Origin of the sequence: Streptomyces sp. NPDC017943, from assembly GCF_044328425.1 — a bacterium.
Taxonomy (GTDB): Bacteria; Actinomycetota; Actinomycetes; order Streptomycetales; family Streptomycetaceae; genus Streptomyces; species Streptomyces djakartensis_A.
In genome coordinates this window covers 533,233-556,609 of sequence record NZ_JBIRHH010000003.1, presented here as the reverse complement: position 1 = coordinate 556,609, position 23,377 = coordinate 533,233, and the positions used below count along the sequence as shown (strand labels likewise).

The window sequence follows — 23,377 nt, the reverse complement described above, 5'->3', positions numbered from 1 at the left end:
ACGGGCCGCGGCTGATGGAGGTGTGGGATGCACCGAAGACTCGCCACCGGTCTCGCCACTTCGACCCTGGCCCTCGTCACCGTCGTGGGCACCGCCACGACCGCGAGCGCCGCCCCCGCCGACAAGCCCCAGGTGCTCGCGAGCTGGACGCAGACCAGCGCGTCGAGCTACAGCACCTGGGCCGCCGCCCGGGCGAACCAGGCCGCGTGGTCCGCGTACGCCTTCGACTGGTCGACCGACTACTGCTCCTCCTCACCGGACAACCCCTTCGGCTTCCCCTTCTCCCTGTCCTGCGCCCGGCACGACTTCGGCTACCGCAACTACAAGGCGGCCGGCACCTTCAGCGCCAACAAGTCCCGCATCGACAGCGCCTTCTACGAGGACCTCAAGCGGGTCTGTGCCGCGTACGGCGGCGCCACGAAGACCTCCTGCAACAGCACCGCGTGGACGTACTACCAGGCGGTGCGCGCCTTCGGCTGACCAGGCGTCGGTTCGAGGAGCCGACCTCGCGGCGGCCGGGTGCCCGTGCCCGGCCGCCGCCTGGTTCAGCGGCGCAGGGCGATCCCGATGCCGAGGCGCGGCCACGAACGGGCCGCCGCCAGCAGGGCCTGCGTCCTCGTCGACGGGGTGGCCGCGGCCGCGGCCAGCGCCGCCGCGGCACTGGCGATGCCGAGGACCGCGCCCGCCGCCACGTCGCCCGGGTAGTGGACGCCCGTGTGGACGCGTGAGTAGCCGACGGCACCGGCCAGCGCGCCGAGCGGCACCGCGGCGGGAGGCAGCACGACACCCACCGCCGTGGCGAACGCGACGGCGGACGCGGTGTGTCCGGACGGGAACGACGCCGAGGTCGGCATCCGCACGTGCCGGTCCACCGTCACCCGGGCCGCCTCCCGGTCCGGCCGGGCGCGGCGCACGAGCCGCTTGCCGAGGAGGTTGGCCGAGGCCGACGCCACGCCGATGGCGCCGACACCGGCGAGAGCGGCCCTGCGCGGCCGCTTCCCGGCCAGGGCCAGCGCGGCGGCGATGCCGAAGGAGATCTTCGAGTGGTCGGCCGCGCGGGACAGATGGCGCAGTGCCCGGTCGAGCGTGGGTGTCGGAGTGGCGGCCACCGCCGCGTACAGGGCGCCGTCCACGGCCCTGAGATCACCGAGCACGGCCTTCGCCAGCCGCACGGGCCGGAGCGGGGACGGCTCGTCCCCCGGGAGCGGACGAGGGGCGTCCGCGGCTGTGGTCGTCGGATCGGTCATGTGCTTCTCCCCGCAGTGGCCTTCTTCAGCAAGGTACCGGCTCACTCCGGGCGCACGCTCGGCGCCCCCGCGGGCCGGTACCGGACGAGTGCCCGCTCGGCGGGCGGCCACCCCGGTGACCCGCGCGCCCGCGCCGTCGTCGCTATGCCGCTCGGAACGTCCTCAGGCGCAGCGAGTTGCCCACCACGAAGACCGAGGAGAAGGCCATGGCCGCCCCGGCGAGCATCGGGGTGAGCAGGCCGGACGCGGCCAGCGGGAGGGCCGCCACGTTGTAGGCGAACGCCCAGAAGAGGTTGGAGCGGATGGTGCCCAGGGTGCGGCGGGCCAGGCGGATCGCGTCTGCGGCGGTGCGCAGATCACCGCGCACCAGGGTCAGGTCGCCCGCCTCGATCGCGGCGTCGGTGCCGGTGCCCATGGCGAGCCCGAGGTCGGCCTGCGCGAGCGCCGCCGCGTCGTTGACGCCGTCGCCGACCATGGCGACCGACCGGCCCTGTGCCTGCAGCCGCTTGACCACGTCGACCTTGTCCTGCGGCAGCACCTCGGCGATCACCTCGTCGATGCCGACCTCCCGCGCGACGGACCGGGCCACCGCCTCGTTGTCACCGGTCAGCAGGATGGGCCTGAGGCCCAGCGCCCGCAGCCGGGCGACCGCCTGCGCACTGGTGTCCTTCACCGCGTCGGCGACCTCCAGCACGGCCCGTGCCGCACCGTCCCAGGCGACCGCGACGGCCGTGCGCCCGGCCTCCTCGGCCGCCGCCCGTGCCTCGGCGAGCCCCGGCGGCAGCTCCATGGCCCACTGGGCCAGCAGCCGCTCCCGGCCGACGAGCACGGCGTGGCCGTCGACGACGCCCTGCACCCCGAGTCCCGGCACGTTGGCGAAGTCCTCCGGCGTGGGCAGCGTGCCCAGCTTCTCCAGCGCCGCGTCCGCCACGGCCCGGGCGACCGGGTGCTCGGAGGCGTGCTCCAGGGCGCCGGCCAGCCGCAGCACCTCGGCCTCGCCGGTGCCGTCGGCGGTGTGCACGGCCAGCAGGGTCGTCCGGCCGGTGGTGACCGTGCCCGTCTTGTCGAGGACGACGGTGTCGACGCGGCGGGTGGACTCCAGTACCTCGGGCCCCTTGATGAGGATGCCGAGCTGGGCGCCGCGGCCGGTGCCGACCAGCAGCGCGGTCGGGGTGGCCAGGCCGAGGGCGCAGGGGCAGGCGATGACGAGGACGGCGACCGCGGCGGTGAACGCCGCCGTCAGCCCGGCGCCGTTGCCGAGCCAGAAGCCCAGCGTGCCGAGCGCCAGGGCGATCACGACCGGCACGAACACCGCGGAGATCCGGTCGGCGAGCCGCTGCGCCGCGGCCTTGCCGTTCTGGGCGTCCTCCACCAGCCGCGCCATGCGGGCCAGTTGGGTGTCCGCGCCGACGCGCGTGGCGCGCACGACGAGTCGCCCGCCGGCGTTGACCGTGGCGCCGGTGACCGCGTCGCCCGCCCGCACCTCCACGGGCACGGACTCCCCGGTGAGCATCGAGACGTCCACGGCGGAGGACCCCTCCAGGACCGTCCCGTCGGTGGCGATCTTCTCCCCGGGCCGGACCACGAACCGGTCGCCGGTCCGCAACTGCGCCACGGGGACCCGACGTTCCCGGCCGTCCCGGTCCAGCACGGTGACGTCCTTGGCGCCGAGTTCCAGCAGGGCCCGCAGGGCCGCTCCGGCCCTGCGCTTGGCACGCGCCTCGAAGTACCGGCCGGCCAGGATGAAGGCCGTCACGCCCGCGGCGGCCTCCAGGTAGATGTTCCCGGCCCCGTCCGTGCGCTCGATGGTCAGCTCGAACGGGTGGGTCATGCCGGGCGTGCCCGCGGTGCCGAGGAACAGCGCCCACAGCGACCACAGGAACGCGGCCGAGACTCCCACCGAGATCAGCGTGTCCATGGTGGCGGCGCCGTGCCGGGCGTTGGTGAGCGCCGCCTTGTGGAAGGGCCACGCCGCATAGGTCACGACGGGCGCGGCGAGCGTGAGCGACAGCCACTGCCAGTACGTGAACTGCAGCGCCGGGATCATCGCCAGGGCGACGACGGGTACCGCCAGCAGCACGGCGGTGATCAACCGCTCGCGCAGCGGCCGCAGTTCGTCGGCGGCGGCGCCGGGCGGACCGGATTCGCCGGGGGGTGCCGGCTCCTGGGCGGTGTAGCCGGTCGCCTCGACGGTGGCGATCAGGTCGTGCACGGAGACGTCGCCGGTGTAGCCGATCCTCGCCTTCTCCGTGGCGTAGTTGACGGTGGCGGTGACCCCGTCCATGCGGTTGAGCTTCTTCTCGATGCGCGCCGCGCAGGAGGCGCAGGTCATGCCGCCGATGGCGAGCTCGACCACGGCTTCGGCGCCGGTGGTGGCGGTGGTCATGGTCAGACCCGTCCGGTCAGCTCGTAGCCGGCCTCGTCGACGGCCCGTGCGACGGCTTCGTCGTCCGGCTCGCCGGGTCCGGTGACGGTGACGTGCCCGGCGTCGAGGTCGACCTCCACTCCGCTGACCCCGGCCAGCTCGCCGACGGCCTCGGTCACCGCGGTCCGGCAGTGGCCGCACGACATTCCGGAGACGGCATAGGTGGTGGCGGGCATCGGGTGCCTCCTCTGAGAGATCCACGCATACGGGGCGGGGGTATCTCCGCCGCGCTTCTTGTATACCCCCACCCGGTATACGACGCAAGCGTGGGAACCGCTTGACTTGGTACCCCCCAGGGGTATGGTGAGCTGCATGGAGACCCCGCACTCGCGGGAGCGAACCGGTATCCGAAGGAGCCGACGGCCATGAACACCGGACTGAAGATCACCACTTTCGCCGTCGCCCTGGCCGCGACGTTCGGCACGGCCTACGGCGTGGGGCAGGGGGTCGACCCCGTCGTCGCGGACGGCCCGCCCCGGCACGAGGACGACCACCCCGGACCCTCGCCGGAGCGCGCGGAGCCGGGCCGCGGCCACGCCGGGCACGACACACCCCCGGCCGGCGGACTGCAGATCTCCGAAGGCGGTTACACCCTCGACCTGAAGACCCCGCGCGTCACTGCGGGCCGGCGCGCCGACCTGCGCTTCACCGTGCGGGACGCCGCCGGGCGCGCGCTCACCGCCTACCAGCGCGAGCACGACAAGGAACTCCACCTCATCGTGGCCTCACGGGACCTGGTCACCTACCGCCACCTGCACCCCACCCGGGCCGCGGACGGCACCTGGAGCACGCCCGTCGACCTGCCGCGCGCCGGCGGCTACCGCGTCTTCGCCGACTTCACCCCGGCGGCGAAGGACGCCGGGAACCTCACCCTGGGCGCCGACCTCGCCGCCACCGGCCCCTACCGGCCGCAGGACCTCCCCGCACCGAGCGCCGAGACCACCACCGGCGGCTACGAGGTCGAACTGGCCGGCCGGCTGGACCCCGGCAGGGCGAGCGAACTGGAACTGAAGGTCTCCCGTGACGGCCGGCCCGTCACCGACCTCCAGCCCTACCTGGGCGCCTACGGCCACCTGGTCGCCCTGCGCGCCGGCGACCTCACCTATCTGCACGTCCACCCGAACGGCGAACCCGGGGACGGCTCGACCCGCCCCGGCCCGGAGATCTCGTTCACCGCGACCGCCCCGAGCGCCGGGTCCTACCGCCTGTTCCTCGACTTCAAGCACGACGGGCGGGTCCACACGGCGGCGTTCACCGTGCGGGCCGGGGGCACGGCGCCCGCGACGGACACCCCCCAGGGGCATCCGGACGGCGGGCACGGGCACGGGCACTGAGCCTCAGCCGAGGGCCCGGTCCAGGCTGAACGCCGCGCTGATCAGGGCGAGGTGGGTGAACGCCTGCGGGAAGTTGCCCTGCTGCTGGCCCGTGTGGCTGATCTCCTCGGCGTACAGGCCGAGATGGTTGGCATACGTCAGCATCTTCTCGAAGGCGAGGCGGGCGTCGTCGATCCGGCCGGCGTGCACCATGGCCTCGACGTACCAGAACGAGCAGATGGAGAACGTGCCCTCGTCGCCGCGCAACCCGTCCGGGCTGGAGCGCGGGTCGTAGCGGTAGACCAGCGAGTCGGACACCAGGTCCTCGGTGAGGGCGTCCAGCGTCGACAGCCACTTCGGGTCGCGCGGGGCGATGAACTTCGCCAGCGGCATCATCAGCACGGACGCGTCCAGCACGTCGGCGCCCTCGTACTGGACGAACGCCCGGCGCTCCTCGGACCAGCCCCTGCTCATGATCCGCCGGTAGACGGTGTCGCGGCACTCCCGCCAGCGGGGCAGGTCGGCGGGCAGCCCGCGCCGGTTGGCCATCCGGATGGCCCGCTCGACGGCCACCCAGCACATCAGCCGCGAGTACAGGAAGTTCTTGCGCCCGCCGCGGGTCTCCCAGATGCCCTCGTCGGGCTGGTCCCAGTGCGTGCACACCCAGTCCACCAGGGCGCACACGTCGTCCCACTGGTCGCTGGAGATCGGCTGGGCCCACTTGTCGTACAGGTAGATGGAGTCGATGAGGGCCCCGTAGATGTCGAGCTGGAGCTGGTCGGCCGCCGCGTTGCCGACCCGCACCGGCGCCGAGCCGTGATGGCCCTCCAGGTGGTCCAGCTCCCGCTCCGGCAGGTCGGTGCGCCCGTCGATGCCGTACATGATCTGCAGCGGCCCGGAGTGTGCGCCGTCCCCGGGGCTGATGTGCCGGCTCACGAACCGCATGAACGCCTCGGCCTCGCCGGAGAAGCCCAGCCGCAGCAGGGCGTAGACGCAGAAGGCCGCGTCGCGCACCCACACGTACCGGTAGTCCCAGTTGCGCTCCCCGCCGAGGTTCTCGGGCAGGCTCGTCGTGGGCGCGGCCACGATCGCCCCGGTCGGCGCGTAGGTCAGCAGCTTCAGCGTGAGGGCCGAGCGGTGCACCATCTCCCGCCAGCGGCCCTTGTACCGGGAGCCCGCCAGCCAGCGCCGCCAGTACGCCACCGTCGCCGCGAACTGCTCCTCGGCCTCCGTGTGCGCGCAGTGCCGGGGCGTCACCTCGCCGCCCACCTTGTCCAGCGCGAACACCGCCGTCTCGCCCTCGCTCAGCTTGAAGTCCCCGCGCACGTCGGAGCCGTCGGCCTCCAGGGGGACGGTCGCCGTCAGTGCCAGGGAGACGTCCCCCGACTCGAACAGGGCCACCTCGCCGGTCAGCCGCACGGTGTGCGGGCGCGTGCCGTAGTCGAACCGGGGAGCCACCCGGGTGCGGAACGGGACCGAGCCGCGCACGCACACCACCCGGCGGATCAGCCGGTGGCGTTCGGCCTCCGACGACTCGCCGTCGACCGGCATGAAGTCCTGCACCTCACCGAGGCCGTCCTCGGTGTAGAAGCGCGTGATCAGGACGTTGGTGTCCGGGAAGTAGAACTGCTTGGTGCGGGCCGGCACGGACGCCGCCAGCTCGAAGCAGCCGCCGCGCTCGGCGTCCAGGATCGAGGCGAACACGCTCGGCGCGTCGAACGCCGGGCAGCAGTACCAGTCGATCGTGCCGTCGGTCCCCACCAGCGCCACGCTGCGCAGATCACCGATCAGCCCGTGCTCGGCGATCGGCACGTACCGCCGACCGCCCGCTCCGCCGCTGTCTTCCGCCGTCACGCCCATGACAGCCTCCCTGGCCCGACAGGCGCCTGTGCACCAGCCTAGGGCCTGTCCGACACTTCCCGCCTGCCTCCGGGCGGCGGCGGGAATCGTCCGACAGGCCCTGGGGCCCGGTGAAGCCGCCCTCAGACGGTCACGACGCGCAGTCCCGCCTCCTCGAAGTCCCGCACCGCGCCCGGGTCGGCGGCCGTGTCGGTGACCAGGGTGTCGACCGTGCCGGCCGCGCAGATCCGGGCGAACGCCCTCTGTCCCAGCTTGCTGGAGTCGGCCGCCACCACCACGCGCTCCGCCCGTTCGCACAGCAGCCGGTTGACCGCCGCCTCCGCCTCGTCGTGGGCGGCGGCGCCGTGCCGGACGTCGAAGGCGACCACGCCGAGCACCGCCACGTCGACGGTGATCTGCCCCAGCACGCCGTCCGCGAGCGGCCCCACCAGCTCGTAGGACTGGGCCCGGGCCACCCCGCCGGTCAGCACGATCTTGAACTGCGGCCGCACGGCCAGCTCGCTCGCGATGTTCAGCGCGTTCGTCACGACGGTCAGGGCCGGGGTGCCGGAGGCCAGGTCCCCGCGCACGGCAAGGGCCCGGGCCACCTCGGTGGTGGTCGTCCCGCCGGTCAGGCCCACCGCCTCACCGGGCGCCACCAGGTCCGCCACGGCCTTGGCGATCCGCTGCTTCTCCGAGGCGCGGCGGGCCGTCTTGTAGCGCAGCGGCAACTCGTACGACACCCCGTGCACCACGGCACCGCCCCGGGTGCGCACCAGCATCTGCTGCTCCGCGAGCTGGTCGAAGTCCCGGCGGATCGTCGCCGCCGACACCCCGAGCTCGCGGGCCGCGTCCTCGACGTCCAGCCGGCCGCGCTCCACGAGCAGTTCCAGCAGCGCCTTCCAGCGGGCGTCGCGCGACATGGGCACCTCCACTCTCGATCTCCCGGCGACCCTACTGCACCGGTCTGCACGCGATGCTTGATGATGTTCGAAACCAGACGCTATCTTGCAGGAACAAGCAGACCGGAGGGTGTCGTATGACGCATGTCGAGGACGAGCTGACCAGCCAGCCGGAGTGCTGGGCCCGTGCCGCCGCGGAGGCACCGGGCCACGCGCGGGTGCTGCCGGCGCCGGGGGAGCGGGTCGCCGTCGTGGGCTGCGGCACCTCGTACTTCATGGCGCAGGCCGCCGCCGCCCTGCGCGAGGGCGCGGGCCAGGGCGAGACGGACGCCTTCGCCGCCTCGGAGTTCCCCCACGGCCGTGCCTACGACCGGGTCGTCGCCCTGACCCGCTCCGGCACCACCACCGAAGTCCTCGAACTGCTCGGCCGGCTGAAGGGCCGCACCCGCACCACCGCGATCACCGCGGACCCCGGCACCCCCGTAGCGGAGGCCGCGGACGACCTGGCCGTCCTCGACTTCGCCGACGAACGCTCGGTCGTGCAGACCCGGTTCGCCACCACCGCCCTGACCCTGCTGCGCGCCCACGTCGGTCTGCACCCCGACCGCGCGGTGGCCGACGCCCGCACGGCACTGGCCGACCCGCTGCCCGAAGGACTCGCGGACTGCGGCCAGTTCACCTTCCTGGGCCGCGGCTGGACCGTCGGCCTGGCGAACGAGGCCGGCCTGAAGATGCGGGAGGCCGCGCTGGCCTGGTCGGAGGCCTATCCGGCGATGGAGTACCGGCACGGCCCGATCAGCGTCAGCACCGCGGGCACGGCGACCTGGATGCTCGGTGAGGCGCCGGACGGACTGGCCGACCAGGTGCGCGCCACCGGCGCCTCGTGGATCAGCGGCGAGCTCGACCCGCTCGCCGAACTCGTCCGCGCCCAGCGCCTGGCGGTCGCCGTCGCCGCCACCCGGGGCCTCGACCCGGACCGCCCGCGCCACCTCACCCGCTCCGTGATCCTCACCCCCTGACCCGCCGGACGCCCGCCTCCCCACCCAGGAGACCCCGTGCCCCTGACCACCACCGGCGAACTCGTCACCCGCGCCGCCGCGACCCGTTCGGCCGTCGCCTCGTTCAACGTCATCACGCTGGAGCACGCCGAGGCCGTCGTCGCCGGCGCCGAGTCCGAACGGACCCCCGTCGTCCTCCAGGTCAGCGAGAACGCCGTCGCCTACCACGGGGGGCGGCTGCTCCCGCTGGCCCGCGCCGCCGCCGCCTGCGCCGAACAGGCCGCCGTGCCGGTCGCGTTGCACCTGGACCACGTGTGCAGCGACGCCCTCCTGCACCAGGCCGCCGACGCCGGCTTCAGCTCCGTGATGTACGACGCGGCCCGCCTGCCCTACGACGAGAACCTCGCCGCGACCCGGGCCGCGGTCGACTGGGCCCATTCCAGGGGCCTGTGGATCGAGGCGGAGCTCGGCCGGATCGGCGGCAAGAACGGCGGCGCCCCGCTGGACGCCCACGCCCCCGGCGCCCGCACCGACCCCGACGAGGCGCGCGTCTTCGTCGCCGACACGGGCGTGGACGCCCTGGCCGTGGCCATCGGCAGCTCCCACGCCATGACCACCCGCACCGCGGCCCTCGACCAGGCCCTGCTCAAACGCCTGTCCGCCGCCCTGGACGTGCCCCTCGTCCTGCACGGCTCCTCCGGCGTCCCGGACGGCGAACTCACGGCCGCGATCGCCGGGGGCATCACCAAGGTCAACATCGGCACGGCCCTGAACATCGCGTTCACCGGCGCGGTCCGCGACGCCCTCGCCGCGCACCCCGACGCCGTCGACCCGCGCGGCTGCCTGACCGTGGCGCGCGAGGCGATGACCCGGACGGTGGCGAGGACCCTGCGGACCCTCGGCGCCGCTACCGCTTGACGGCTTTCAGCACCACGAACTTCGGGTCGCTCGCGACCAGCGTGCTGTTGCCGAACAGCCTGCGCAGCGTGACGTGGTAGCCCAGATGACGGTTGCCGACCACCCACAGCTCACCGCCCGGCCGCAGCGCGCGCCGCGCCCCGGTGAACATCCGCCGGGCCGTGGCGTCCGTCGTCGCCTGGTGGGAGTGGAACGGCGGGTTGTTGAGCACCAGGTCGACACTGCCCGACGCCACCCCGGCCAGCCCGTCCCCGACCCGGAACTCCGCACGCCCCGGCACGCCGTTGGCCCGGTACGTCGCCTCCGCCGAGGCCACCGCCTGGAAGGACTCGTCCACGAACAGCACCTCGGCGCCCGGGTCGGCGAGCGCCACCGCCGTCCCCACGACCCCGTTGCCGCACCCCAGGTCCACCACCCGGCCGCCCCGGCCCGGCGGCAGGTGGCGCAGGAAGAAGCGCGTGCCGATGTCCAGCCGGTCGGCGCAGAACACCCCGGCGTGGTTGACCACCGTGCGCCCCGCCACCGGCCCGGCGTCGTCCGGCAGCGCGTACACGTGGGGCCACGGACCCGCGGGCCGCTCCAGCGCCGGGTCCGGGGTGCAGAAGATCAGGCGCGCCTTCTGTTCGGCGAGGGAGGTGCGGGTCGGTCCCAGGATCCGCTCGAACAACCGCAGCGTCGAGGTGTGGATCTCCTTGACCATGCCCGTGCCCACCACGACCGTCCCCGCGTGCACGGCCGGCGCCAGCCGCAGCAACTGGTCCTCCAGCAGCGCCAGGCTCTTCGGCACCCGCACCAGCAGCACGTCGACCCGCTCCGGTGGCGGATCCTGCGTGGTGAGCAGCCGCACCGCCCCGGGCACGGCACCGGCCCGGGCGAGATTGGCCCGCGTCGCCTCCTGCGTCAGATACGAGTCGGTGATCTGGACCGGCCGGTGCGCCGCGAGCGCCGTCACCAGCGCCCCCCACCGGTCACCGACCACCACGACGTTCCCCGACAGCGGCACCTGCTCCCCGGCCAGGTGCCTCAACAAATACGCGTCGGAGGCGTCCCAGGCGCGCAGCCGGTCACGCGGGTCCTCGGGGAAACGGGTCAGCGCCAGTTCGCCCCACGGGGTCGTCATACGGTCGTCCATCGTGCGACCAGGCTAGCCGAGCGGCTCGTCGCCCCTGGTCGGGCACCATGGAGGGCATGGACGCCGAGCTGTTCCCCCGTGAGCGCGCGCAGATCGCCCCGGGAGCGGTGCACGTGCCCGGCTGGCTGGACGCGCGGGACCAGCGCGAGCTGGTCGAGGCCTGCCGCGCCTGGGCCCGGCCGCCCGCCGGGCTGCGCACCGTCCGCACCCCCGGCGGCGGCACGATGAGCGCCCGGCAGGTGTGCCTGGGCTGGCACTGGTACCCCTACCGCTACGCCCGGACCGTCGCCGACGGGGACGGCGCCCCGGTCAAACCCTTCCCGCCCCTCCTGGGCGACCTGGGCCGCCGCGCGGTCCGCGACACCCTCGGCGGACCGGACCCCGCCTTCGACATCGCGCTGATCAACTTCTACGACGCCGACGCCCGCATGGGCATGCACCGCGACAGCGACGAGAAGGCGGACGCGCCCGTGGTCTCGCTGAGCCTCGGCGACAGCTGCGTCTTCCGCTTCGGCAACACCGAGACCCGCAACCGGCCCTGGACCGACGTCGAGCTGCGCAGCGGCGACCTGTTCGTCTTCGGCGGCCCCTCCCGGCTCGCCCACCACGGGGTGCCCCGCATCCACCCGGGCACGGCACCGCCCGGGCTCGGCCTGAGCGGGCGGCTCAACATCACGCTGCGGGTCAGCGGCCTGTAGCGGCCGACGCGGCGGATCATGGGAGACTCGCCCTCATGAGCGGGAAGGCGGACCCCCGGCCGGGGGACGGGAGCACCACGAGGACGCGGCTCGACCGGGGGCGCGCGGCGCTCGGACCCGCGCTGGAGCTCGTGCACACCGGACGGGCGCCCACCCGGGCCGTGCTCACCGCCGAACTCGGGGTGACCCGCGCGACGGCCGGGGCGGTCGCCGCCGAACTGGAGGCGCTCGGCCTGATCCGGGTCGACGCCCGCCCCGGCGCCGCTGCCGGTTCGCAGGGCAGGCCCTCGCACCGCCTGTCCGTCGCCGAGGACGGGCCCGTCGCGCTCGCCGCGCAGGTGCACGCCGACGGCTTCCGCGCGGCCCTGGTGGGGCTCGGCGGCCGGATCGTCGCCACCGCGCCCGGCTGCGAGACCGTCGACGCCGACCCCGCGAAGGTCCTGGCCTCCGTCGTCACCGCCGGGGCCGAGCTGCTGCGGGAGACCGGACGGCGGTGCGTGGGCGCCGGCCTGGCCGTGCCGTCCGCCGTCGCCGAACCCGACGGACTGGCCCTCAACCCCCTGCACCTGGCCTGGCCCGCCGGAGCGCCCGTGCGGGACATCTTCGCCGAGCAGGTGCGCGCGGCGGGCCTCGGCGGGCCCGCGTTCGCCGCGAACGACGTCAACCTCGCCGCGCTTGCCGAGCACCGGCACGGCGCCGGCCGCGGCGCCCGCGACCTGCTGTGCGTCGCCACCGGCCACCGGGGCGTCGGCGGCGCCCTCGTCCTCGACGGCCGTCTGCACCGCGGCAGTTCCGGTCTCGCCCTGGAGGTCGGCCACCTGACCGTGCACCCCGAGGGCCGCCCCTGCCACTGCGGCAGCCGCGGCTGCCTCGACGTGGAGACCGATCCGCTCGCCTTCCTCACGGAGGCGGGACGCGCCCCGGGCCCCGAGGTGTCCCTGCTCCAGCAGTCGATCGACCTGATCCGCCACCACTACGACGACCCGGCCGTCCGCACCGCCACCGAGGCCCTCATCGACCGCCTGGGGCTCGGACTGGCCGGGCTGGTCAACATCCTCAACCCGGACCGCATCATCCTCGGCGGCCTGCACCGCACCCTTCTGGACGCCGACCCGGCCCGCCTGCGCGCGGTGGTCGCCGACCGCAGTCTGTGGGGGCAGAGCGGCGGCGTTCCCATCCTGGCGTGCACCCTCGACCACAACAGCCTGGTCGGCGCGGCGGAACTGGCCTGGCAGCCGGTCCTGGACGATCCCCTCGGGGCCCTGGCACGGCAGGGGTGACGGCCCGGCACGGCAGGGGTGACGGCCCTCCGGCGCACCCGGGAGCCGCATCCGCCTGCGCAAGCCGTGCATGATCCCCGCGCCGGGGGGACCCGTTCACCGGACGACGCCCGTCCCGCGGGCAGCACACCCGACCGCACCACCGAGGAAGTCGACACCATGACCGACCAGCTCACCGTCAGCGTCCTGGGCACCGGCATCATGGGCGCGGCGATGGCCCGCAACCTCGCCCGCGCGGGGCACACCGTGCGCGTCTGGAACCGCACCCGGGCCAAGGCCGAACCGCTCGCCGCCGAGGGCGCGCACGTCGCCGGCACCCCCGCCGAGGCGGTCCGGGACGCCGACGTCGTCCTCACGATGCTCCACGACGGACCCGTGACCGAGGCGACCGTGCGCGAGGCGGCACCGGGCCTGCGCGCCGGCACCGCCTGGGTGCAGTCCACCACCGCCGGCGTCGAGGCCGTCGCCGCTCTGGCCGCCCTGGCCGGCGAGCACGGGCTGCTCTTCTACGACGCGCCCGTCCTGGGCACCCGGAAGCCGGCCGAGGACGGGCAGCTGACCGTGCTCGCGGCCGGGCCGGCCGGCGGCCGGGACAAGGTGACGCCGGTGTTCGACGCCGTGGGCGCCCGCACGGTGTGGACCGGCGAGGACGGGTCGGCGGGCAGCGCGACCCGGCTGAAGCTCGTGGCCAACAGCTGGGTCCTCGCCGTCACGGCCGCCGCCGGGGAGAGCCTGGCACTCGCCAAGGCCCTGGACGTCGACCCGGACGCGTTCTTCGACCTCATCGCCGGCGGCCCGCTCGACATGGGCCATCTGCGCGCCAAGTCCGGCCTCATCCTCGAGGACCGGCTCACCCCGCCCCAGTTCGCGGTCGGCACCGCCGCCAAGGACGCCCGCCTCATCGCCCGGGCCGGCGCGGACAACGGTGTCCGCCTGGACGTCGCCGCGGCCACCGCCGAGCGGCTGGAGCGGGCCGCCGCGCAGGGCCACGCCGACGAGGACATGGCCGCCGCCTACTTCGCCAGCTTCGACGACCACTCCCGCTGACAGACCCAGGAGGTTCCCGCATGTCCAAGCCGCCGCTGCCGCCCGAGGCCCAGGCCCTGCTCGCCCGGCCCAACCCGTGCGTCATGGCCACGCTGCGTTCCGACGGAGCGCCGGTGACCACCGCCACCTGGTACGCCTGGAAGGACGGCCGGGCACTGATCAACCTCGACGCGGGCCGCGTCCGCCTCAAGCACCTGCGCCGCGACCCGCGCGTCACCCTCACCGTCCTCGCCGGGGACGACTGGTACACCCACGTCACGCTCATCGGCCGGGTCACCGAGATCTACGACGACGAGGACCTGGCGGACATCGACCTCCTCGCCCGGCACTACACCGGCGGGCCCTACCCGGACCGCGAACGGCCGCGGGTCAGCGCCTGGGTGGAGGTCGACCGCTGGCACGGCTGGGGCTCGATGAAGGACAGCGACCAGCCCGGCGGCTGAGACGGACGGGCACGGTGCTCAGCGCCACGGCACCGCGAACGCCCGCCCCGGGTTCTCCGTGAGGATCCGCCCGACCAGTTCCTCGCCCACCGCGTGCACGAGCCGGGGCCGGACGCGGCGCAGCAGGTGAGGCATACCGGGGCCGCCGTCCACCGAACGGGCGGCGGCCGTCGTGGTGTCCGCGCCCAGCAGCAGCCGGTCGCCGAACCCGGCGTCGGCGAGGGCCCGCACGGCGTCGGGCATCCGCCAGTCGGTGGCGTGGTGGGCGCGTGACGGGCCGTCGAACGCCAGGTAGCAGCCGGTTTCCGCGACGTGCCGGTGCACCACGGGGTCGGGGGAGCGGTTCAGGTGCCCGAGCACGACCCGGTGCGGCTCCACACCCAGCTCCCCGCACAGCAGGTCGAGCACGTCCGGCGCCGCAGTGCCGAGCTCCAGGTGCACGGCGATCGTCGCGCCCGTCGCGTGATGCGCCTCCGCCGCCGCCCCCATGGTCCAGCGGGCGTGCGCGTCCAGGGCGTGGAAGCCGCCCGCGACCTTGATCAGGCCCGCCCGCACCCCCGACGTCCCGATGCCCTCGGTGAGTTCGGCCACGAAGACCTCGGCCAGCCGTCCCCGGAGCCGGGCCAGGGTGTCCTCGTCGTAGTGCACCGCCTGGTGGAGGCCGGTGGCCGCCACCACGTGCACACCCGTCTCGCGGGACAGCGGCGGAAGGTCGGCCGCCCGCCGCCCGAGCCCGTACGGGGTCCACTGCACGACGGTCCCGCCGCCCAGCTCCCGGAACGCCGTCAGCTCCGCTCGCGCGGCCGCCCGGCTGCGCAGCTCCTGGCCGGGCAGCACGGGGGTGCCGAAGAACAGGTGGTCGTGGGCGTCGCACACCCCCAGGTCGCCGGGGGACACGTCCCCCAGGACCGTCCGGACGGTGGTCACCACTGACGGCCCCGGGGCAGCAGTCCGCGTCCGGGCGCCGACAGGTGCAGCACCTCGAACACCTCGTCGCCGGCGCCGGCCGCCGCGTGCTCACGGAGGGAGAAGTGCAGCAGCTCCCAGCGGCTCGTGTCGACGGCCGCCGCCGCGAGCACGGTCCCGTCCTCCGCGGCCAGCCGCCGGGCTTCGTCCGCCGCGTCCCGGGCCACCTCGGCCAAGGGCTCCCCGGCGGGGAAGCCGTGCCGCCGGCGCACCGCGAAGCGCGCGTGCGTGCCCGCTCCCTCCTGGTACGCCAGGCCCGTCCACTGACGGGCCGAGGGCCGTCCGAAGTCGTCGCTGACGCCCTGGAAACCACCGCCCCACAGGAAGGAGTTCATGCCCTCGACGGTGTTCCACAGGTAGAACGGCGCGTACTGGCTGACGGGCGAGCCGTGCACGCCGCGTTCGCGGATCAGGTAGGCCTTGAGGCCGAGTCCGTCCCAGTCGTCCAGCAGGTGTCCCCGGCGGGCCACCCGGTCACGGACGATGCCCATGTCGTAGTCCGCGGGCAGGGTGAGTTCGTACTGCATGGCATGCACGGCGCAGTCCTCAGGGGGTCGGCGGTGTCAGCAGGGAGAGCAGTCCGCGCACGCCTGCCTCGAACGCGGCGGGGGAGCCGGAGGCCCGGGCGAGGACGTAGCCGCCCTGCACCGTCGCGACGACGGCGGCGGCGATCTCCGAGGCGTCCAGGACGGGCGCGAACTGGCCCTGCTCCTTGCCCTCTTCGACGAGGTCGGCAATCCGTCCGCGCAGCCAGTCGAGCGTCTCGCCCACCGGGGCCCGCAGTTCGGGACTTGCGACGATGTCCGGGTCCATGGCCAGCCGGCCGACCGGGCAGCCCCGCAGCACGTCCCGCTCCCGCCGCAGATACGCCTCGACACGCTCGGAGGGCGTGCCCGGGCCGTCGAGGATCCCGGCGGCGGTGCTGCGCATCTCCTCGGCCGAACGCCGGATGGCGGCCAGCGCGAGGTCGGGCTTGCCCTTGAAGTGGTGGTACATGCTGCCCTGTCCGGCGTCCGCCCGTTCCAGGATCGCCTTGGGGCTGGTGCCCACGTATCCGCGCTCCCACAGCAGTGCGCGCGTCGACTCGATCAGCCGCTCAGAAGTGCTCACGGGGCCTACTGTACATACCAGTAGGTACAGAGTCGAGGGAGTTGCTCGAGGGGACACCGCCGGGGTCACCGGGGGTGTCGGGGGTGCTGGGTCGCCGCGATCGCCGGGGGTGCTGGGTCGCCGGGAGTTCGGAGGCCGCCCGGGGTGGGGAGCCATGCGGCGACCGGGCCGGGCCGGGCGCGCCGCCGCCGGGTGGCGCACGCCCCGGTGGCGCGCCCGCTGGGCGCGTCAACCGGTGCGCGGCGTGCGCCACCCGGCGGCCGTCGTGCGAACGGTGGTCACCGCCCGGTCAACCGGCAACGGCGGACCGGGCGGGAGCATGGTCGGGCAGAAGCCCGTCGGTGGCGTGCCCGACCTCCGCGAACCTGCGCACCGGTTTCTCCTTGACGGCGTGGCGCGAGCGGCGCGACGGCGTGGCGAGGGCGGTGGAGGCGGTCGGCAGGGTGAACCACACGACCTTGCCGGACTCGCCGTCGGGCCGGACGCCCCAGCTCTCGCTCATGGCGGCGACCATGGCGAGCCCGCGCCCGCAGGTCGCCAGCGGTTCGGCGTCGTCGACCACGGGCATCCGCGGGTCGCCGTCGCGTACCGAGACGGTGAGCCGGTCGAGCAGCAGCTCTATCTCGACGGTGCACGTCTTGTCCGGCTGTGCGTGGCGGTGGACGTTGGACAGCAGCTCGGTCACGCCGAGCGAGGCCCGGTCGATCAGGGCGTCCAGATGCCAGTAGCGCAATTGCGCAGATACGATTCTGCGGACCTGGCCGATCCGCGACGGCAGGGCCTGAAGCTCCACCGTGCAGTGCCTGCTCGGAATGCTGATCACGGCTGCGACTCCCCGACGTGAGGTCCGGAAGAACACGGAGTTCGGATCCAGCAGGGCGTCTTCGTGACACTCTCGCCCGCTGTCGTGGCCGGCGGGCTGGTTCGCAGCGTTATCGCCGGTAAACCCAGAGTGACGTGAGACCAGAGTGGCGCAAGGGGTGAGGTACCGCAACTCGCGTGCATCTCAGTCGTCTCGCCCCGACGCCCGGCGCACGGCTTCGATGAAGCGCCGTGCGGCCGGCGGTCCCGGCTCGCCCGGGGCGGGGTCGTGATCGCCCAGGGTGAGCAGGTACCGGTTGCCGTTGAGATCCGCCGTGGCCCGGTCATCGGGACCGAACCAGGGTTTGGAGGCGCGGACGGCCTGGACCGGGGCGCTGTCGATCTCGCTGCCGTAACTGGTCAGCAACTCGAGCCGGCCGTCGCTGATCCGGACCTGGCCGGCCCGGGTGAGCGAGCGCAGCCGCTTGCCGATCCGCACGCCCGTGGCCCTGAACTCCGGCTCCGCCATGCCACCCGCCCCCTTGTGCGTCTCGGCGCACCGCCCCCGCTCCACGCGGAGTGCGGTACGGGCTCGTTCGTGATCCAGTGTGCCCCTCCGGGGTGTCCCCGTCTCCGGCCGGCGCACCCGAGGTTCCGGCGGTGCGCCGTGCCCGGGACGCGGTTCCGGCGCGGTGCCCGCGGCAGGTCGCCATCCCCGCCGTCACCCCGCCCGGAGTCCCGGTCCCGCGGTGCAGTCTGCCCCTGCCCGGCGTCGAGCACCAGTGCCCGCGAGACCCCGGCCGGGGGGCGCCCGCAGCACACCCACCGATGCGCCCCCAGGTGTGCGCGCCCCCTTGCACCGGACCTGCCCCAGGGGGCGCTTTGGGGGGCTCAAAGATGCGTTTATGCAGGTGAGAAGCGTGCGCCGGGTGCTTATGATCGAGGTGTCGGCCGCGCGACGCGTCGACGGCGCGCAGCGTTAGGAGCACCCTCGTGAGCACCCCCCAGCAGATCCGCACCGGCGTGACCCTCGACGTCGACCACAGTGACGCCGCCTACCGCGCGTGGCTGAAAGAAGCCGTCCGGAGAGTGCAGGCCGACGCCAACCGCTCGGCCGACACGCACCTGCTGCAGTTCCCCCTGCCCGAGCAGTGGGGCATCGACCTGTACCTGAAGGACGAGTCGACGCACCCCACCGGAAGCCTCAAGCACCGGCTGGCCCGCTCCCTGTTCCTGTACGGCCTGTGCAACGGCTGGATCAGGCCGGACCGGCCCGTCATCGAGGCCTCCAGCGGCTCGACCGCCGTCTCCGAGGCGTACTTCGCGAAGCTGATCGGTGTGCCGTTCATCGCCGTCATGCCGCGCACGACGAGCGCCGAGAAGATCCGCCTCATCGAATTCCACGCGGGCCGCTGCCACTTCGTGGACGACCCCCGCACGATGTACGAGGAGTCCGCCCGCCTCGCGGCCGAGACCGGCGGCCACTACATGGACCAGTTCACCTACGCCGAACGCGCCACCGACTGGCGCGGGAACAACAACATCGCCGAGTCCATCTTCCGCCAGCTGCGCCTGGAGCGGTTCCCGGAACCGGCCTGGATCGTCGCGACGGCGGGCACCGGCGGCACCTCGGCGACCCTGGCGCGCTACGTGCACTACATGCAGTACGACACGCGCGTCTGCGTCGCCGACCCGGAGAACTCGTGCTTCTTCGAGGGCTGGACCACCGGCGACCCGGACGTCACGTGCGACTGCGGCTCGCGCATCGAGGGCATCGGCCGGCCCCGGATGGAGCCGAGCTTCGTGCCCGGCGCGATCGACCGGATGATGAAGGTGCCCGACGCGGCCAGCGTCGCCGCCGTACGGGCCCTGGAGCGGGTCATCGGCCGCAAGGCGGGCGGTTCCACCGGCACGGGCCTGTGGAGCGCGCTGAAGATCGTGGCGGAGATGGTGTCCGAGGGGCAGCGGGGCAGTGTCGTGACCCTGCTGTGCGACCCCGGGGACCGGTACCTCGACAAGTACTACTCGGACGCCTGGCTGGCCGCGCAGGGGCTCGACATCGCGCCGTACAGCGCGGCGATCGACTCGCTGCTGGAGACCGGCGTCTGGCCCTGCTGAGACGGGGCAACGCCCGGCGCGCGTAACGGACAGGGCGCCGGAGGGGCGCACGCGGGGCGCACGCCGTTTCCGGCGACGTGCCGGGCGGGACGGGCGGACGGTGCCGCGCAGTGTTGTCGGCCGGGGGCCCGGGCGCTCATGGGGTGAGCGGTCGGATGCCTTGCCGGCGGGGGACCGCTAGGGCGTCTTGGGTGACCGGGCAGCCGTCCGTCGCTCTGCCCGGTCCGGGCCTTGGCATGGGCGTGAGCCGTCGGTCGTGCTGCCTGCTGGGGGCCTTCTGCGTCGAGCCGTGGCCGGTGGGCAGTCCGTCGCCCACGGGTCGGGGCCTGCTGCGTCGGCCGGGAAGCCGTCCGTCGCTCTACCCAGTCGAGGGCCCTTCGCATGGGCGCGGACCATCGGTCGTGCTGCCTGCTGGGGACCTTCTGCGTCGAGCCGTGGCCGGTGGGCAGTCCGTCGCCCACGGGTCGTGGTCTGCTGCGTCGGCCGGGCAGCCGTCCGTTGCTGCACCCGGTCGCGGACCTCTGCCTGGCCCGAGGGGCTGCCCGTCGCCCTACCCGGTCGGGGGTCTCCCCGTGACCGGGCAGCCCTCCGTCGCTCTACCGGCCGGAGGAGGCCCCTCGCAGGGCCGGGCGGAAATTCTCCGGGAGGCCGGTCAGAGGTCCTCGTCCTCGTCCTCGTCGGGCTCCGGCTCGCCGGCCACCACCAGGCGCCGCAGATGCTCCGTGACCACCCCGCGGGCCTCGTCCGGCAGTCCGGCGTCCGTCACCAGGGTGTCGATCTGCTCCAGCGCGGCGAACGAACTCAGCCCCACCTTGCCCCACTTGGTGTGGTCCGCGACCACCACCACGCGCCGGGCCGACTGCACGAGCCGCCGGTTCGTCTCCGCCTCCGCCAGATTCGGCGTCGACAACCCGGCCTCGACCGATATGCCGTGCACACCCAGGAACAGCAGGTCGAAGTGGAGCGCCGCGATGGCCTGGTCGGCCACCGGCCCCACCAGTGAGTCGGAGGGCGTGCGCACACCACCGGTCAGCACCACCGTCGCCGCGCCCTGGCGCGGACCCGACGTGCGCTGCGCCGCGTGGAAGATGTCCGCGACCCGCACCGAGTTGGTGACCACCGTCAGGTCGGGCACGTCCAGCAGTTGCTGCGCCAGCGCGTAGGTCGTCGTGCCGCCCGACAGCGCGATGGCCGCGCCCGGCGCGACCAGCTTCGCCGCCGTCCGCGCGATGTCCTCCTTGGCGGTGAGCTCCAGGCCCGACTTGGCCTCGAAGCCCGGCTCGTGGGTGCTCGCCTCGACCACCGGGACCGCGCCGCCGTGCACCTTCTCCAGCACGCCCTGGCGGGCGAGCGCGTCGAGGTCGCGGCGGATCGTCATGTCGGACACGCCGAGCTTGCGGGTGAGCTCGTTGACCCGCACACCGCCCCGGCGGCGCACCTCGTCGAGGATCAGGGATCGCCGCTGCTCCGCGAGGAGGTTCTGATTCTCGCTCACGTACGCTCCGGTCCTTTCGCCTCAGTGCCGCCCGACATGCCCCGCGCGTCCCCGCCCACCAGGACATTCCCCCCGGGCTCCGGTGCACGGACGCCCCATCCTCGCACGGCGGTGTCCGGACGGCGCCACCGACCACTGGTCGCGTTCACGCCATGACTGACGCCTCCTCCGCGTCACCCGTGTCACGGAACGGGGAGATTCCGTGACAGCAGGTGTAGGGCGCCGCGGGAGTGGAGATCCTGTGCCCGCACGGACAGAGCCGACGGCGCGTCACGGGGAAGTGCGAATCAGTGGAACGTGCGCAGGAACAGGCCCCGGCCGGTGGACCCGGTGGATCCGGCGGCCCCGCGGAGCGGGCGGGGGAGACCGCCCTGGAACTGCTGGTCCACGGCGTGGGCGGCACCACCCCGCAGGAGATGCTCAACGACCCGCGGACGGTGCGCATCACCGGCGACGACACGGCCGCCGTCTTCCGGCGCGCCGACGACGTGGACGCCGAGGACACCCCCGGCCGCCGCCGCGAGGAACCGGTGCCCGAGGCCTATGTGTGGTGCAACCTCACCTCCGGCAACGGCATCCGCGCCCTGTGGCTCCTGCTGCTGCCGTTCATGGTCGTCAACCTCGCCCACTGGATGCGCCCCACCGCACACGGCCGCCGCCGCACCGTCCGCCTGTACGGCCTGCTGGTGCGGCTCACGGCCCTGACCCTGACGGTGCTGCTCGTCGCGGCGGCCTGCGAGGTCGCCCTGGACCTCGCGGCATGGCAGTGCGCCGGCACCACCGCGTGCGCCGACCGCCACAGCTGGCTCGGCTTCCTCTCACCCACGGTCTCCGACGGCGGCTGGTGGAGCGCCCCCGGCCGCCGGCTCGCCCTGGCCGCCGCCGTCCCCACCGCCCTGACCGTCCTGCTGTGGTACCTGTCCCGGCGCACCTGGAACGACTACGAGTCCCACACGCCCGCCGCCCGCGCCCCCGAGCCCGAGGAGGAGAACGGACCGACCGCCCTCGCCCGGCCGGGCTTCTGGTACGGGCGCCGGCTGGTCGCCCGGCTGCGCGCCGCGCACACGGCCGCCGGGCTGGTCACGGTCGCCGCCGCCGTCGGCAGCGCCGCCGCCCGCCACGACCGCGAGCCCGGCGGCCCGGCCGTGCTGCACCTGCTCGGCCTGGCGCTGGAGGCGGCGCTCACCGCGTGCGCCCTGGCGGTGGTCTGGGTGGTGTGCCGTCGCGGCCGCAGCGAGAACCGCCTCGACCGGGAGCTCGACGAACGCCACGTTCGGCGCCTGCCGCTCGTCGCGCTGGTCCTGCTCGCCCTCACCGTGCTCTACGCCGGCTGGGAGCGCCCGGGGTGGAGGTCGGCGGGCAGGCTGCCCGGTGACACCACCTTCGGCGCGATCGCCCTGGTCCAGGGTCTGCTCGTGATCTGCCTGGCCGTCGTCGCCCATGCCCTGCACCGCACCGACCCCGACCGCCGGGCCGTGCTGCGGGGCCTGGGCGGGCCGGCCGTGGCGATGCTGGCCTGCGCGCTGGGCGGGGTGATGTCCGGGGGCGTGTCGCAGCGCGTGGCCGACTGGCTGGACGGGACGGGCACGGTGATCGCCGGCCCGCCGGTGCTGCTGACCTGGCAGGCGTCCGTCATCCCGCCCCTGCTGGTGGTGCTGCTGGGGCTGGTCGGCTGGCTGGCCCGGCGGGCCTGGCACCTGGCCCGCGAGGAGCGGGACGCCGTGGCGCGGGACTACCCCGACGAGGTCCAGGACCGGGCCCGCACCCGCCGTATCGCCTACACCCGCGCCATGGCCTCGCTCACCGACCGGGGGCCCCGCGTCGTCGCCGTCGTCTCGGGCGTCACGCTGCTCCTCGGCGCGGGCGCCCTCGTGGGGGCGCTCGCCACCGACCGGACGCCGGGCGAGGCCGCACAAGGCACCTACCCCGTCGTCCACGGCGCCGCCGAGACCGCGGAGGCCCTCGGCTCCTGGCTCATCGGCCTCGGATTCATCCTGTTCGTCACCTGGGGCCGGCGCGCCTACAAGGACGCCGCCGCACGCCGCACCATCGGCATCCTGTGGGACGTCGGCACCTTCTGGCCGCGCGCCGCCCACCCGTTCGCCCCGCCCTGCTACGCCGAGCGCGCGGTGCCCGACCTCACCTGGCGCATCGCCACCTGGACCCGGGCCACCGGCGGCCGCCTGGTGATCTCCGGGCACTCGCAGGGCAGCGTGCTCGCCGCCGCCGCGGCCTGGCAACTGGCCCCGTCCGCCCGCAGGAGGGTCGCGCTGCTCACCTACGGCTCACCCCTGGAGCGGTTGTACGGCCGCTGGTTCCCGGCGCACTTCGGGCCCGCCGCGCTCGGCTCCCTGCACCGCGAGGTCGACTGCTGGCGCAACCTGTACCGGCTCACCGACCCCATCGGCGGCCCGGTGCGCCTGTCCGGCGACGGCGGACCCGCCGTCGACCACGCCCCGTTGAAGGACCCCCTGGCCTACGGCCGCACCGCGCGGCTGCCGCTGCCCGCGCCGATCCTCGGCCACTCCGACTACCGGGCCGACCCGGTCTTCGCCGAGGAGCGCCACAAGCTGCTGGGCCGGCTCACGCCGGCAGTCCCCCCGCCCCGCGACACCCCCGAACCACCCGCCGCCTAGGCGGCGGGC

General features: G+C 74.4%; 22 protein-coding genes. 10 read left to right on the top strand and 12 right to left on the bottom strand.

Going from position 1 to position 23,377, the window contains the following annotated elements:
• Positions 1–27: 27 nt before the first annotated feature.
• Positions 28–480 carry a phospholipase gene (locus ACH4C6_RS11920; RefSeq protein WP_398108424.1) on the top strand — a complete coding sequence of 151 codons (453 nt, stop codon included), beginning with the start codon at positions 28–30 and terminating at the stop codon, positions 478–480.
• Positions 481–545: 65 nt separating this feature from the next.
• Here ACH4C6_RS11920 and ACH4C6_RS11915 read toward each other — a convergent pair whose 3' ends face one another.
• The 3 genes from ACH4C6_RS11915 to ACH4C6_RS11905 all read right to left on the bottom strand — a co-directional run bounded on the left by ACH4C6_RS11915 (position 546) and on the right by ACH4C6_RS11905 (position 3,848).
• The gene (locus ACH4C6_RS11915) at positions 546–1,247 is read right to left on the bottom strand and encodes a phosphatase PAP2 family protein (RefSeq protein WP_398108423.1); all 702 of its coding nucleotides are present in this window, start codon (positions 1,245–1,247) and stop codon (positions 546–548) included.
• Positions 1,248–1,389: 142 nt separating this feature from the next.
• On the bottom strand, positions 1,390–3,633 hold the full coding sequence (locus ACH4C6_RS11910; protein ID WP_398108422.1) for a heavy metal translocating P-type ATPase: 2,244 nt from the start codon (positions 3,631–3,633) through the stop codon (positions 1,390–1,392).
• Between the two features lie 2 nt (positions 3,634–3,635).
• On the bottom strand, positions 3,636–3,848 hold the full coding sequence (locus ACH4C6_RS11905) for a heavy-metal-associated domain-containing protein (protein WP_398108421.1): 213 nt from the start codon (positions 3,846–3,848) through the stop codon (positions 3,636–3,638).
• A 189-nt stretch (positions 3,849–4,037) separates the two neighbouring features.
• Here ACH4C6_RS11905 and ACH4C6_RS11900 point away from each other — a divergent pair, with 189 nt between their 5' ends.
• Positions 4,038–5,006 (top strand): hypothetical protein, encoded by a 969-nt coding sequence (locus ACH4C6_RS11900; RefSeq protein ID WP_398108420.1) that lies wholly within the window; start codon positions 4,038–4,040, stop codon positions 5,004–5,006.
• Positions 5,007–5,009: 3 nt separating this feature from the next.
• Here the strand turns inward: ACH4C6_RS11900 and ACH4C6_RS11895 are convergent, their stop codons facing one another.
• Positions 5,010–6,845 (bottom strand): glycoside hydrolase family 15 protein, encoded by a 1,836-nt coding sequence (locus ACH4C6_RS11895; protein ID WP_398108419.1) that lies wholly within the window; start codon positions 6,843–6,845, stop codon positions 5,010–5,012.
• A 122-nt stretch (positions 6,846–6,967) separates the two neighbouring features.
• On the bottom strand, positions 6,968–7,747 hold the full coding sequence (locus ACH4C6_RS11890; RefSeq protein ID WP_398108418.1) for a DeoR/GlpR family DNA-binding transcription regulator: 780 nt from the start codon (positions 7,745–7,747) through the stop codon (positions 6,968–6,970).
• Between the two features lie 116 nt (positions 7,748–7,863).
• On the opposite strand from ACH4C6_RS11890, the gene ACH4C6_RS11885 reads away from it, so the two are divergent.
• Both ACH4C6_RS11885 and ACH4C6_RS11880 read left to right on the top strand, forming a co-directional pair.
• Positions 7,864–8,745, top strand: a complete 882-nt coding sequence (locus ACH4C6_RS11885; RefSeq protein ID WP_398108417.1) for an SIS domain-containing protein — start codon at positions 7,864–7,866, stop codon at positions 8,743–8,745.
• A gap of 36 nt (positions 8,746–8,781) precedes the next feature.
• Positions 8,782–9,642: a ketose-bisphosphate aldolase gene (locus ACH4C6_RS11880; RefSeq protein WP_398108416.1), complete on the top strand. Its 861-nt coding sequence runs from the start codon at positions 8,782–8,784 to the stop codon at positions 9,640–9,642.
• Here the strand turns inward: ACH4C6_RS11880 and ACH4C6_RS11875 are convergent.
• The gene (locus ACH4C6_RS11875) at positions 9,632–10,774 is read right to left on the bottom strand and encodes a methyltransferase (RefSeq protein ID WP_398108415.1); all 1,143 of its coding nucleotides are present in this window, start codon (positions 10,772–10,774) and stop codon (positions 9,632–9,634) included. The two genes, ACH4C6_RS11880 and ACH4C6_RS11875, sit on opposite strands and share 11 nt — an antisense overlap.
• A gap of 56 nt (positions 10,775–10,830) precedes the next feature.
• On the opposite strand from ACH4C6_RS11875, the gene ACH4C6_RS11870 reads away from it, so the two are divergent.
• The 4 genes from ACH4C6_RS11870 (at position 10,831) to ACH4C6_RS11855 (ending at position 14,242) form a co-directional block, all read left to right on the top strand.
• A complete protein-coding gene (locus tag ACH4C6_RS11870; protein WP_398108414.1) occupies positions 10,831–11,472 on the top strand; it encodes an alpha-ketoglutarate-dependent dioxygenase AlkB family protein in 642 nt (213 codons plus the stop codon).
• Positions 11,473–11,507: 35 nt separating this feature from the next.
• Positions 11,508–12,752 carry an ROK family protein gene (locus tag ACH4C6_RS11865; protein WP_398108413.1) on the top strand — a complete coding sequence of 415 codons (1,245 nt, stop codon included), beginning with the start codon at positions 11,508–11,510 and terminating at the stop codon, positions 12,750–12,752.
• Positions 12,753–12,911: 159 nt separating this feature from the next.
• On the top strand, positions 12,912–13,799 hold the full coding sequence (locus ACH4C6_RS11860) for an NAD(P)-dependent oxidoreductase (protein ID WP_398108412.1): 888 nt from the start codon (positions 12,912–12,914) through the stop codon (positions 13,797–13,799).
• 20 nt (positions 13,800–13,819) lie between these two features.
• Positions 13,820–14,242 (top strand): PPOX class F420-dependent oxidoreductase, encoded by a 423-nt coding sequence (locus ACH4C6_RS11855; protein WP_398108411.1) that lies wholly within the window; start codon positions 13,820–13,822, stop codon positions 14,240–14,242.
• A gap of 18 nt (positions 14,243–14,260) precedes the next feature.
• Here ACH4C6_RS11855 and ACH4C6_RS11850 read toward each other — a convergent pair whose 3' ends face one another.
• The 5 genes from ACH4C6_RS11850 to ACH4C6_RS11830 form a co-directional block, all read right to left on the bottom strand.
• On the bottom strand, positions 14,261–15,169 hold the full coding sequence (locus ACH4C6_RS11850; RefSeq protein ID WP_398108713.1) for a phosphotriesterase: 909 nt from the start codon (positions 15,167–15,169) through the stop codon (positions 14,261–14,263).
• Positions 15,166–15,744 (bottom strand): DUF4865 family protein, encoded by a 579-nt coding sequence (locus tag ACH4C6_RS11845; protein ID WP_398108410.1) that lies wholly within the window; start codon positions 15,742–15,744, stop codon positions 15,166–15,168. Before ACH4C6_RS11845 ends, ACH4C6_RS11850 begins: the two co-directional genes overlap by 4 nt.
• Before the next feature lie 10 nt (positions 15,745–15,754).
• Positions 15,755–16,318, bottom strand: a complete 564-nt coding sequence (locus ACH4C6_RS11840; RefSeq protein ID WP_398108409.1) for a TetR/AcrR family transcriptional regulator — start codon at positions 16,316–16,318, stop codon at positions 15,755–15,757.
• 289 nt (positions 16,319–16,607) lie between these two features.
• Positions 16,608–17,141, bottom strand: coding sequence for an ATP-binding protein (locus ACH4C6_RS11835; protein ID WP_398108408.1), 534 nt, complete (start codon positions 17,139–17,141; stop codon positions 16,608–16,610).
• Positions 17,142–17,324: 183 nt separating this feature from the next.
• Positions 17,325–17,648: a hypothetical protein gene (locus ACH4C6_RS11830; RefSeq protein WP_398108407.1), complete on the bottom strand. Its 324-nt coding sequence runs from the start codon at positions 17,646–17,648 to the stop codon at positions 17,325–17,327.
• A gap of 464 nt (positions 17,649–18,112) precedes the next feature.
• On the opposite strand from ACH4C6_RS11830, the gene ACH4C6_RS11825 reads away from it, so the two are divergent.
• Positions 18,113–19,237, top strand: coding sequence for a PLP-dependent cysteine synthase family protein (locus ACH4C6_RS11825; protein ID WP_398108406.1), 1,125 nt, complete (start codon positions 18,113–18,115; stop codon positions 19,235–19,237).
• A gap of 652 nt (positions 19,238–19,889) precedes the next feature.
• Here the strand turns inward: ACH4C6_RS11825 and ACH4C6_RS11820 are convergent.
• Entirely contained in the window at positions 19,890–20,732 is an 843-nt protein-coding gene (locus ACH4C6_RS11820) for a DeoR/GlpR family DNA-binding transcription regulator (RefSeq protein WP_398108405.1), read from the bottom strand.
• 290 nt (positions 20,733–21,022) lie between these two features.
• Between ACH4C6_RS11820 and ACH4C6_RS11815 the strand changes: the two genes are divergently transcribed.
• On the top strand, positions 21,023–23,368 hold the full coding sequence (locus ACH4C6_RS11815) for a hypothetical protein (RefSeq protein ID WP_398108404.1): 2,346 nt from the start codon (positions 21,023–21,025) through the stop codon (positions 23,366–23,368).
• Positions 23,369–23,377 lie beyond the last annotated feature (9 nt).

Excerpts from the sequence above, each read along its gene's own strand:
- ACH4C6_RS11920 (WP_398108424.1), top strand. The coding sequence starts at position 28 with ATGCACCGAAGACTCGCCACCGGTCTCGCCACTTCGACCCTGGCCCTC.
- ACH4C6_RS11915 (WP_398108423.1), bottom strand. The coding sequence starts at position 1,247 with ATGACCGATCCGACGACCACAGCCGCGGACGCCCCTCGTCCGCTCCCG.
- ACH4C6_RS11910 (WP_398108422.1), bottom strand. The coding sequence starts at position 3,633 with ATGACCACCGCCACCACCGGCGCCGAAGCCGTGGTCGAGCTCGCCATC.
- ACH4C6_RS11905 (WP_398108421.1), bottom strand. The coding sequence starts at position 3,848 with ATGCCCGCCACCACCTATGCCGTCTCCGGAATGTCGTGCGGCCACTGC.
- ACH4C6_RS11900 (WP_398108420.1), top strand. The coding sequence starts at position 4,038 with ATGAACACCGGACTGAAGATCACCACTTTCGCCGTCGCCCTGGCCGCG.
- ACH4C6_RS11895 (WP_398108419.1), bottom strand. The coding sequence starts at position 6,845 with ATGGGCGTGACGGCGGAAGACAGCGGCGGAGCGGGCGGTCGGCGGTAC.
- ACH4C6_RS11890 (WP_398108418.1), bottom strand. The coding sequence starts at position 7,747 with ATGTCGCGCGACGCCCGCTGGAAGGCGCTGCTGGAACTGCTCGTGGAG.
- ACH4C6_RS11885 (WP_398108417.1), top strand. The coding sequence starts at position 7,864 with ATGACGCATGTCGAGGACGAGCTGACCAGCCAGCCGGAGTGCTGGGCC.
- ACH4C6_RS11875 (WP_398108415.1), bottom strand. The coding sequence starts at position 10,774 with ATGGACGACCGTATGACGACCCCGTGGGGCGAACTGGCGCTGACCCGT.
- ACH4C6_RS11870 (WP_398108414.1), top strand. The coding sequence starts at position 10,831 with ATGGACGCCGAGCTGTTCCCCCGTGAGCGCGCGCAGATCGCCCCGGGA.
- ACH4C6_RS11865 (WP_398108413.1), top strand. The coding sequence starts at position 11,508 with ATGAGCGGGAAGGCGGACCCCCGGCCGGGGGACGGGAGCACCACGAGG.
- ACH4C6_RS11860 (WP_398108412.1), top strand. The coding sequence starts at position 12,912 with ATGACCGACCAGCTCACCGTCAGCGTCCTGGGCACCGGCATCATGGGC.
- ACH4C6_RS11855 (WP_398108411.1), top strand. The coding sequence starts at position 13,820 with ATGTCCAAGCCGCCGCTGCCGCCCGAGGCCCAGGCCCTGCTCGCCCGG.
- ACH4C6_RS11830 (WP_398108407.1), bottom strand. The coding sequence starts at position 17,648 with ATGGCGGAGCCGGAGTTCAGGGCCACGGGCGTGCGGATCGGCAAGCGG.